1 protein-coding gene is annotated in these 856 nt (G+C 75.7%); it reads left to right on the top strand.

Translation table 11 applies throughout. The features are described 5' to 3' along the window. Position 1: 1 nt before the first annotated feature. Positions 2-856 (top strand): hypothetical protein (locus tag G3I40_RS31175; protein ID WP_164305968.1); only part of this gene is annotated, 855 nt, incomplete at its 3' end.

Raw genomic sequence — 856 nt, 5'->3', positions numbered from 1 at the left:
CCTGGCCGCCCTCGCGGCGAACCCGGGGTGCGACAGGCGGGCGCTGCTGGACGGCGCGGGCGTGGACAAGGCGCGGATCGCGGACGCGCTGGGCTCGCCCTCCGGGTTCGGCCAGTCCCAGTTCGCGCTGGCGCGCGGCAATGTGTTCGAGGCGCGGGTGAAGGCGGACGGCGGCGCCCAGCTGCTGCAACTGGTGCACGCGCGCGTGGGCGGCGACGGCCCCGAGCCGGTTCCCGGTCTCGCCCACGCCCCCGACCTGTCGGCGATCGGTCCCGAGGGCCGCACGGCACGCACGGCCCTGGCCCTGCGCGAGGCGCTGGACTCCCCCGGCACGTGGACGTTCCTGGACCACCCGATGCTCGCCCTGGACGTGGCGGGCAGCCCGGCGTTCCTGGAGCCGGACGCGGTGGTGGTGCATCCGGACGGGAGCTGGACGGTCGTCGAGATCAAGTCCTTCCCGATGATCGACGGCGCGGCGGACGCCGCGAAGGTGGGCGCGGCCGCGCGTCAGGCCGCGGTGTACGTACTGGCCCTGGAGCAGGTCGCCACCCGGCTGGAGGGCGTCACGGTCCGGGACCGGGTCGTCCTGGTCTGCCCGAAGGACTTCTCGAACCTGCCGGCCGCCTCCGCGGTCGACGTGCGCAAACAGTTGTCGGTGACGCGGCGCCAGTTGCGACGCCTGACCCGGATCGAGGACATCGCGGCCGCACTGCCGCCCGGCACCGCCTTCGACCCGGACCTGCCCGCGGCCGAGCTGACGGCGGCGGTCGAGTCGGTGCCCGCGACGTACGCGCCGGAGTGCCTGGCCGCCTGCGAGCTGGCGTTCCACTGCCGGGACCGGTCGCGCACGGCGGGC

It is taken from the genome of Streptomyces sp. SID14478, assembly GCF_010548525.1.
Taxonomy (GTDB): domain Bacteria; phylum Actinomycetota; class Actinomycetes; order Streptomycetales; family Streptomycetaceae; genus Streptomyces.
The sequence above is the reverse complement of the archived record's forward strand: the minus strand, read 5'-3'. Positions and strand labels throughout refer to the sequence as shown.